The sequence below is a fragment of the Stutzerimonas kunmingensis genome, assembly GCF_032106285.1.
Taxonomy (GTDB): Bacteria; Pseudomonadota; Gammaproteobacteria; order Pseudomonadales; family Pseudomonadaceae; genus Stutzerimonas; species Stutzerimonas kunmingensis_B.
In genome coordinates, this window is record NZ_DAMCPO010000023.1 from 65,230 (window position 1) to 74,530 (window position 9,301).

Sequence of the window (9,301 nt, forward strand, 5' to 3'; positions counted from 1 at the left end):
TGGATGCACCCATCGCTTAAAGATAACAATTCTCATCAAGTTTAAGCGAAAGCAGTGATTGGCGAGAAGGCGGAATCGGTCCCTATGGAGGAAGCCGGTATCAGGCGCGGAAAAAAAGCACCGTCATCACGGCACCGGTGATGATCACGACCGCCCGAACGAAGCTCGAAGGGAGCCGGCGACCGACGCGTGCCATGACATAGCCGCCGACAGTCGCCGCCAGCATCATCACCAGCGCTTCGCGCCACAGGATCGCACCGCCGAATGCATATACAGACACGGCGATCGCGGTCAGTACAGACGAAACCAGATTCTTGAGCCCCTGCATCGAGTTGATGTCTCGATGGCCGAGCAAGCTGAATGCAGCGAGTAGCACGATGCCCAGACCGCCATTGAAGTAGCCGCCGTATACGCTGACAACAGCCAGAGTGAAACCCTGCACCAGTGCATTCGCCTCATTTTCGGTCGAATCGCGCTTGAACCTGCGCAATAACCAGGGCCCGAAGGCGAACAGCAGCGTCGCGATAAGCAATAGCCAAGGCACGATCGCACGGAATACGTCATCGGGCGTGGTCAGCAGCAACCCCGCCCCTACTGCACCGCCGCCGAGGCTGATGGCAACGAGCGTCCCCATCGACAGCGTTGCTGGCGGGCGCAGGTCCTCTCGATAGCCCCAGGTACTTGCAAAATAGCCAGGTAGAAGCGCGAGCGTGCCTGAGGCATTGGCCACCACAGCAGGCACGCCGGCATAAACCAATGCCGGGAACGTGAAAAAACTACCGCCACCGGCAATGGCGTTCAGCCCGCCGCCAAGAAAAGCGGCAACCAGCAGAATTGCCCACGTCGTGATCGAATGATCCATGAAAGTTCTACTCCCTTGTGTCCACGTTTCGAGAATCGGTTTCCAGCGTACTGGCCAGCGTTTCGAGCGCCGGAGTCAATAGCTCGCTGGCCGCTATGGCAGCCTGCTCGGGACAACCACGGGCTATGGCGTCATAGACAGCTGCGTGTGCTGCATAGGTGGGTTCCGGGAGCTGCTGCTCGCCCTCCGTCTTGGCAATGGTGTTCTGCAGACCCGCCCAGAAGAACTGATACATTTCCAGCAGCGTGGTGTTGTGGCTGGCGCGGACGATGCTCAGATGAAAATCGGCATCTCGTTCGACGAACGCTTCAAGTGAGGCGTCATCGGTCCAGGTCCCTCGCACTCCGAGAGCGTCACGTATCGTTTGCAGGTCCTCATCCGTGCGCCGCGACGCAGCCAGACGCGCAGCTTCGACCTCCAGCGCGCGTCGGACTTCGAGCTGGTCATGCAGCGCGGCGTGATCTAGGCGCTGGAGTAATCCAGACGGGTCTCGACTGGAGAGCACGAACGTCCCCGCGCCCTGGCGGACCTCCAGCACCCCGGTATGAACCAGTGCTCGCACTGCCTCTCTGACGGTATTCCTGCCAACACCTAGAGAGTTGCTGAGCTGGCTTTCGGTAGGAATTCGCATACCCGGCGTCCATTCGCCAGCATTGATCTGCGACCGCATTTGCTCGATTACCCGTTCTACAAGTGACGAGCGCGAGGTGTACTGCAACGACATATGATCACCTTTCAATTCATCCTATGTTTCAATCATAGGATGAATTTCATCCGGTACACAATTGGATGCTTCAATCGATCATTTCCTTGTCAGCCGCAGGTAGCTCGACTGCTGCTGTGAGCCGCGGCAGACAAGCGTGTTGCCCGGAGTGCAGCGAGCGCGCTGTGGTGACTAGCAGACTTGCGAATGTGGCGAGCAGTTATCCTCGCGTATTGCATAGCCTGGGACAGGCAAAAGGGGCTATGCGCAAGGCTTCCCGATAGAACCATGCTCCGGCAGAGGCCAGCCTCGCGTACCTGCTAGCAAAGCTTGGTAAGCTGGCCGCGTTTTACTGTCATTGGGGGGTTCCGTGTTTTCGCTCAAGCGCAAAGGTGATTTTCGCCTGCAGCTGACCCGCACGCTGAAGCAGCCTGGACGGCACAAGATCGAGCTGTATCTGTTCACCCCGCACGAGAGCAACCTGTCGGCCTGGACCCTGTCGGAAGAGCAGTTTTTCTTTACCACCCTGACGCACAGTTTCGGGCTGCTTGGCATGCCATCGAAGGACCGCATCAGCAAGGCTGACCAATCCTTCGTGCTGCTCTCACCGCACTACGAAATCATGTACGGCTCCTGGTTCTTCCAGTACCAGGCTTCGATGGAGCGGTTGCGTCAGCAGATGCTCACGTCCGAAGCTGTGGCAGAGCCCGTAGCGCGCGCCCTGCGGCTCAGCCAGAACTTCGCGCAACGCCTGCGCAAGTCCAGCCCGAAGCAGAGCAACCAACAGCGCTACTTCCGCCAGATGGACATCTATTTCTCGTGGCATGCCGAGCAATTCTTGCTGGAAAGCATGACCCTCGAGGGCTACGCGGCCCTCGACGAGGAACTCAAGCAATCAGTGGCGGAGTTCCTGCACCAGGAACACAGATACCGTAAGGAGCGCGAGTACCTGAGCGACTTCCACGGCACCCCGACACGCATATGGAACCGCATGGCTCTATATCACCGGCTGCTGGAGTACCCAGTACTGCTGCGTTCGAAGGTTACGCAGTTGGGCGCCGGCACTCACAAGCTGGTCAAGGCGGCGTCGACGATGCTGATCATGTCGCTCTTCACCTACTTCCTGTTCAATGCGCGCGACGCCAGCGAGAAACTCTCGCTCACTCTTCTGCTTGTGATAGCGCTGGTCTACGCCGTCCGTGATCTGCTGCGCGACGACATGATCACCGCCATCACCCGCAGACTACGCAAAGGCAAGCCGCGCTGGAAGATTCGCCTGTTCATGCCCTACACCCGCAAGTTGCTCGCGCAGCAACGGGTCTGGCTCGACTACCGCAAGCTGGCGGATCTACCGCCCCTGGTTCGGGAACACTCCGGCAAATGGGCCACCAACGAGGAGCGGCAGATCATCTGCTATCGCGTGCTGCTGAGTCTGGACAACGCAGCATTGGAACACGACGAGATTCGGGAGCGGCTCACGCTGGATTGCGAACAGCTTTGCGCGATGATCCAGGCGAGCCACAACAAATTGTTTGTCCCGGCCGACGAAGATGATTCCGCCAGCGATGGCAGCAAAGGTTCAGTTCAAGCCCACCCCATCGAGAAGCAGCACGACTACAACCTGCTGCTGTTGCACACCAATCCCGGTGAGCATTTTCCATCGGCCCAGCGCTGGCGCCTGAGGCTCGGTACCAACGGCATAGTGCAATGCGAAAGCAAGAAGGCCCACTGGCCTGAACCACCTGAGCTACAACGCCCCGCATGGCATCGATTGAGTCGTCTGTGGCGGCGAGGATAATCAGTACCATCAACCTCCGCCGTCTGCGCTGCAAGGCATCGTGCGTAGCCTCACGTGTTACAACAGCAGACACAAAAAAGCCCCTGTTACGGGGCTTTTAAAGATTTTCGATTCTTCTTGCAAAGCTTCGAAATCATGAGATGGTGCGGACGGAGAGACTCGAACTCTCACACCTTGCGGCGCCAGAACCTAAATCTGGTGTGTCTACCAATTTCACCACGTCCGCCAAGCAGGGCTTAAACGAAAACGCCAGGCAATGCCTGGCGCTTTCTGGAATATGGGGTGGACGAAGGGGATCGAACCCTCGACACCAGGAGCCACAATCCTGTGCTCTACCAACTGAGCTACGCCCACCATATTGCATTTGCTTGTGCCAGAGGCCGAAATGGCGCACCCGGCAGGATTCGAACCTGCGACCATCCGCTTAGAAGGCGGATGCTCTATCCAGCTGAGCTACGGGCGCTTTATCTGCATTCTGTTCGGAGCGCAGACTTGAAGCTCCGGCTATTGAAGAAGTAACCCTCTTCGAAAGCCATCTTACCCAGCAGCAGGCTGTGCTCGACAAGCGGGGCGAATGTTATAGAGGCTCCAAACACTCGTCAACAGCAAATTCAAAAAAATTTCAGTTAGATAAAGGAGTTACAGGTGCCGGTAGCTGCTTCGCCTTTGCCACATCGCTGCGACATGCGAGAATACGCGCCCTTTCCAAGTCCTCTCCAATGGTTAACCAAGCGTCATGACCGCAAAACTGATCGACGGTAAAACGATTGCTGCCAACATTCGCCAACAGATCTCCGGTCGTGTTGCCGAACGCCGCGCCCAAGGGCTTCGCGCTCCCGGCCTCGCCGTGATCCTGGTGGGCAGCGACCCAGCCTCCCAGGTTTACGTGGCGCACAAGCGCAAGGATTGCGCGGAGGTGGGCTTCAATTCCGTGGCCCATGACCTGCCGAGCGATACTCGCCAGGAAGATCTTCTTGCGCTGATCGATCAGCTCAACGACGACGCCTCCATCGACGGCATCCTTGTGCAACTGCCGCTGCCAAAGCACCTCGATGCTTCGCAATTGCTCGAGCGCATCCGTCCGGACAAGGATGTGGACGGCTTCCATCCCTATAACGTCGGTCGTCTCGCGCAACGCATGCCGCTGCTACGCCCTTGCACGCCAAAGGGGATCATCACGCTGCTGGAGAGCACCGGTGTCGATCTGCACGGTCTCGATGCGGTTGTCGTGGGCGCATCCAACATTGTCGGTCGCCCGATGGCGCTGGAACTGCTCTTGGCTGGCTGCACCACCACCGTGACCCATCGCTTCACCCGCAACCTCGAAGAGCACGTTCGCCGAGCTGATCTGGTCGTGGTAGCGACCGGTATCACCGGCCTGGTAAAGGGTGAGTGGATCAAGCCTGGGGCGATCGTCATCGATGTGGGCATCAATCGTCAGGCCGACGGGCGCCTGCTGGGCGACGTTGAATTCGGACCAGCCAGCGAACGCGCCGCCTGGATCACTCCGGTTCCGGGTGGAGTAGGTCCGATGACCCGAGCCTGCCTGCTGGAAAATACGCTGCACGCCGCCGAACATCTGCACCGATAACTACTGCGAGTGAAACAAAAACGGCACCTTTCGGTGCCGTTTTTGATTACGCCGTGCCTTCTATTCAGCAAGACGCCAGGTCGTTCCGCCTTTGCCATCCTCCAGCACCACCCCCATCGCGGTGAGCTGGTCGCGGATACGATCGGATTCGGCCCAGTTCTTTTCAGCTCGAGCCGTGAGGCGCGCAGCGATCAACGCTTCGACCTCGGTGGCATCGACCTTGCCCGCCGCACCAGCCTGCAGGAAGGCTTCAGGCTCAAGCTGCAGCACGCCCAATACGCCCGCCAGCTCCTTGAGACGTGCAGCCAGCGCCGCAGCTACGGCCAGATCAGACTCACGCAGACGGTTCACCTCACGGATCATCTCGAACAGCACCGCGCAGGCTTCCGGCGAGTTGAAGTCGTCGTCCATCGCCACGCCGAAGCGCGCGATGAACTCGTCGCCGCCACCCGGCGTCGCCTCAGGCAGGCCCTTGAGGCCGTTGTAGAAGCGCTCCAGGGCGCCCTTGGCTTCGCGCAAGCTGTCTTCGGAGTAGTTGATTGGGCTGCGATAGTGGCTGGAAACCAGCAGATAGCGCACCACCTCAGGATGGTACTTTTCCAGCACTTCCCGAATGGTGAAGAAGTTGCCCAGGCTCTTGGACATCTTCTCGCCATCGACACGCACCGCGCCGGCGTGCATCCATGCATTGGCGTACTGCTTGCCAGTGGCAGCTTCACTCTGGGCGATCTCGTTCTCGTGGTGCGGGAACACCAGATCCGGACCACCGCCATGAATGTCGAAGGTCTCGCCTAGGCAGCAGGTCGACATCACCGAGCATTCGATATGCCAGCCCGGACGACCGGCACCCCAGGGCGAATCCCAGCTCGGTTCACCTGGCTTGGCGCCCTTCCACAGCACGAAATCCAGTGGATCTTCCTTGGCCTCATCGACCTCGATGCGCGCGCCGATCTTCAGGTCCTCGATCTTGCGCCGCGACAGCTTGCCGTAACCGACGAACTTGCCGACCCGGTAATAGACATCACCATTGCCCGGCGCATAGGCGAAGCCCTTGTCGATGAGCGTCTGGATCATCGTATGCATGCCGGCGATATGGTCAGTCGCACGTGGCTCGATATCCGGACGCAGTACGTTGAGGCGGGTCTCGTCCTCGTGCATGGCGGCGATCATTCTCTCGACCAGCGCCTGGAACGGCTCGCCGTTTTCGCTGGCACGGCGGATGATCTTGTCGTCGATGTCGGTGATGTTACGCACGTAGGTCACGTCGTAGCCGCGGTGGCGCAGCCAACGGGTGACCACGTCGAACGCGACCATCACCCGTGCATGACCGATGTGGCAGAAGTCATAGACCGTCATGCCACAGACGTACATACGCACCTTGTTGCCTTCCAGCGGGCGGAACGCTTCCTTGGTCTTGGTCAGCGTGTTGTAGATCGACAGCGCCATCATTGACCCCAGGAGTCACGCAGCGTGACGGTGCGGTTGAACACGGGAGCGCCCGGCTTGCTGTCCTTCATGTCGGCGCAGAAATAGCCTTCGCGCTCAAACTGGAACCGCTCTTCAGGTTCGGCACTGGCCAGCGACGGCTCGGCACGGCACCCCTTGAGCACAACCAGCGACTCCAGATTGATGTTGTCGAGGAAGCTACCGCCCTCTTCGTCCTTTTCCGGATTGGCCGAGCGGAACAGGCGATCGTACAGACGCACCTCGCACTCGACGCTCTCGGCGGCCGGCACCCAGTGGATGACACCCTTGACCTTGCGCCCCTCTGGATTCTTGCCGAGGGTGTTCTCGTCATAGGAACAGCGCAGCTCGACGATATTGCCCTGATCATCCTGCACGACTTCATCGGCACGGATGACGTAGCTGCCCCGCAGGCGCACTTCGCCGCCCGGAATCAAACGTTTGAACCCAGCCGGAGGGACTTCCTCGAAGTCGCCGGCGTCGATGTAGAGTTCCCGGCTGAATGGCAGCACCCGCACGCCCATATCCTGCTTGGGATGGCGCGGCAGCTCGAGGTTCTCGACCTTACCTTCCGGGTAGTTGGTAATCACCACCTTGAGCGGCTTGAGCACGCACATCGCACGGGCTGCATTGGCATCAAGATCTTCGCGGATGGCGAACTCCAGCATGCCGATGTCGACGACGCCACCGGCGCGATTCACACCGATCATGTCGCAGAAATTGCGGATCGACGCCGGGGTGTAACCGCGACGACGAAAGCCAGAAAGCGTCGACATCCTCGGATCGTCCCAGCCGTTCACGTGCTTCTCATCGACCAGCTGCTTGAGCTTGCGCTTGCTGGTGATGGTGTAGTTCAGGTTGAGGCGGGCGAATTCGTACTGACGCGGCTGCGCCGGCACCGGCAAGTTGGCCAGGAACCACTCGTACAGCGGCCGGTGATCCTCGAATTCCAATGTACAGATCGAATGCGTGATGCCCTCGATGGCATCCGACTGACCATGGGTGAAATCGTAGCTGGGGTAGATGCACCACTTGTCGCCGGTCTGGTGATGGTGCGCATGGCGAATGCGATAGAGGATCGGGTCGCGCAAGTTCATGTTGGGCGAAGCCATGTCGATCTTCGCCCGCAGCGCACGGGCGCCATCCGGGAATTCACCGGCTTTCATGCGCGCGAAGAGATCGAGGTTTTCCTCCACCGACCGCTCGCGGAACGGACTGTTCTTGCCGGACTCGGTCAGGCTGCCGCGATTCTCACGCGCTTTCTCAGTCGTCAGATCACACACATAGGCCTTGCCCGCCTTGATCAGATGGACGGCCCACTCGTGCAGCTGATCGAAATAGTTGGAGGCATAGCGCTCCTCGCCCGCCCACTGAAAGCCCAGCCATTCGACATCACTCTTGATGGCGTCGATGTACTCCTGGTCTTCCTTGGCCGGGTTGGTGTCATCAAAGCGCAGGTTGCACTCGCCACCGAACTCCTTCGCCAGGCCGAAATTCAGGCAGATCGATTTAGCGTGGCCGATATGCAGATAGCCATTGGGCTCAGGCGGGAAGCGGGTGACGATCTTGGCGTGCTTGCCGGAGTCCAGGTCGGCCTGGACGATCGGACGGAGAAAGTTGCTAGCGGCGGGAGTCTCGGGCTTGCTCATGATGTCCTTAACGATCAGCGAGTGCGGCTCAGGGTAGGCCGACCAAATGTCGGGTAGGGACAGGCCATTACTGGCCCGTCCCCCCCTAAGAACCGTACGTGCGGCTTTCACCGCATACGGCTCAAGTTTACGAAAAGTCAGCTGATGGCTGACCGGCAACAATGTCGCGTGATCTTAACATTCCAGACCACCGTATCGCAGAGTTACCTTTTCACGCCGGCTGTGCACCAGCGCATGACAGTTGGGATGAAGCAGCACGCGATTGCTCAAGGTATCCGGTCCGCCGTCCACACGCCTGATGACGTGATGGTCGTGCCAACCGGTCTCCTTGCTGATCGCATGCCCGCACAGGGCACAAAGCCCCTTCTGTCTGCGGAAGATGCTGAGTATTTGCCCCCGATAACGCAGCTTGTGCTGCATCCGCTGGACCCTCAACGCCTCCCACTTCAGCTCATGCGCCGCGTCGTAGGGCTGATACTCACCCGGTAAACGCTTGTGACGCACGATTGCGGTTTCCGCCAGCTTGTACAGCTGTCGGTAATGCCTTTCTCCCTTGCCATTTTTGTAGGGATACGCAAACACCCAGTTCTGCCCACCTATGGATCGGAAGTATTTATTCCTGATCCAGTCAGCCGACTTCTTCGAGTGCCTACGCTTCGCCCACCTCCAGAGTCGCCAGAAAATCAGGCTATCCAGCTTGCTGAAGGTCTGTTTCGCCACGACCGGGGAGTGGTATTGCGCCCACCCCTTCAGTACCGGGTTCAGCTGGCCGATCAACGCATCCTGCGTCAGTGCCCCGCTGTTTTTGATGATCTCTCGCACTTTCCGATAGAACGCCGAGGCGTTCTTCTTCGAGGGTTTGATCAGCAGCTTGGCCTTCCTATACGGCGATTTCGGCACGTACTTCCTGAAATTCCACCCTAGAAAATCGAAGCCTTGATTGATGTGCGTGATCTGCGTTTTCGCCTGTGACAGCGCAACTCCTCGTACCGACAGGAATTGCTCTACCCATGGCTTGACCTCGTCCTCCAGCAGCTCTTTCGAGGCTGCCGTAACGACAAAATCATCCGCATAGCGCACACACTGCACTTTGATCTTCTTAGCTTTTTTGGCTCCCAATTTCTGCACCAGATGGCGCTTCAGTTGGGTTTCCAAGCCATTCAAGGTGGCGTTTGCCATACAGGGCGAGATAATTCCTCCCTGCGGCGTCCCGGCCTCCGTAGCCATGAGTTGT

Annotated in this window: 7 protein-coding genes and 3 tRNA genes; 2 read left to right on the forward strand and 8 right to left on the reverse strand. The window is 58.9% G+C overall.

Annotated elements, in window-relative coordinates:
* Nucleotides 1–100: 100 nt before the first annotated feature.
* The gene (locus RT582_RS17380) at nucleotides 101–862 is read right to left on the reverse strand and encodes a sulfite exporter TauE/SafE family protein (protein WP_014820296.1); all 762 of its coding nucleotides are present in this window, start codon (nucleotides 860–862) and stop codon (nucleotides 101–103) included.
* 7 nt (nucleotides 863–869) lie between these two features.
* Nucleotides 870–1,586, reverse strand: a complete 717-nt coding sequence (locus RT582_RS17385; protein WP_313478809.1) for a FadR/GntR family transcriptional regulator — start codon at nucleotides 1,584–1,586, stop codon at nucleotides 870–872.
* A gap of 349 nt (nucleotides 1,587–1,935) precedes the next feature.
* Here RT582_RS17385 and RT582_RS17390 point away from each other — a divergent pair, with 349 nt between their 5' ends.
* Complete coding sequence (locus tag RT582_RS17390; protein ID WP_023445806.1) at nucleotides 1,936–3,363, forward strand: hypothetical protein; 1,428 nt, start codon at nucleotides 1,936–1,938, stop codon at nucleotides 3,361–3,363.
* 141 nt (nucleotides 3,364–3,504) lie between these two features.
* On the opposite strand, the gene RT582_RS17395 is transcribed toward RT582_RS17390, so the two are convergent.
* The 3 genes from RT582_RS17395 to RT582_RS17405 all read right to left on the reverse strand — a co-directional run bounded on the left by RT582_RS17395 (nucleotide 3,505) and on the right by RT582_RS17405 (nucleotide 3,826).
* Nucleotides 3,505–3,589, reverse strand: a tRNA-Leu gene (locus tag RT582_RS17395).
* Between the two features lie 52 nt (nucleotides 3,590–3,641).
* A tRNA-His gene (locus tag RT582_RS17400) sits at nucleotides 3,642–3,717 on the reverse strand.
* Between the two features lie 32 nt (nucleotides 3,718–3,749).
* Nucleotides 3,750–3,826 (reverse strand) — tRNA-Arg (locus RT582_RS17405).
* A 273-nt stretch (nucleotides 3,827–4,099) separates the two neighbouring features.
* Here RT582_RS17405 and folD point away from each other — a divergent pair.
* A complete protein-coding gene (gene folD / locus RT582_RS17410; protein WP_044314724.1) occupies nucleotides 4,100–4,954 on the forward strand; it encodes a bifunctional methylenetetrahydrofolate dehydrogenase/methenyltetrahydrofolate cyclohydrolase FolD in 855 nt (284 codons plus the stop codon).
* A gap of 60 nt (nucleotides 4,955–5,014) precedes the next feature.
* Here the strand turns inward: folD and cysS are convergent, their stop codons facing one another.
* From cysS to RT582_RS17425, 3 genes are all read right to left on the reverse strand, one after another.
* Nucleotides 5,015–6,400 (reverse strand): cysteine--tRNA ligase, encoded by a 1,386-nt coding sequence (gene cysS / locus RT582_RS17415; protein ID WP_312395907.1) that lies wholly within the window; start codon nucleotides 6,398–6,400, stop codon nucleotides 5,015–5,017.
* The gene (locus tag RT582_RS17420) at nucleotides 6,400–8,067 is read right to left on the reverse strand and encodes a glutamine--tRNA ligase/YqeY domain fusion protein (RefSeq protein ID WP_313478813.1); all 1,668 of its coding nucleotides are present in this window, start codon (nucleotides 8,065–8,067) and stop codon (nucleotides 6,400–6,402) included. The genes cysS and RT582_RS17420 overlap by 1 nt, the downstream gene beginning before the upstream one ends.
* Before the next feature lie 174 nt (nucleotides 8,068–8,241).
* Nucleotides 8,242–9,301 (reverse strand): group II intron reverse transcriptase (locus RT582_RS17425; protein ID WP_313478816.1); only part of this gene is annotated, 1,060 nt, incomplete at its 5' end.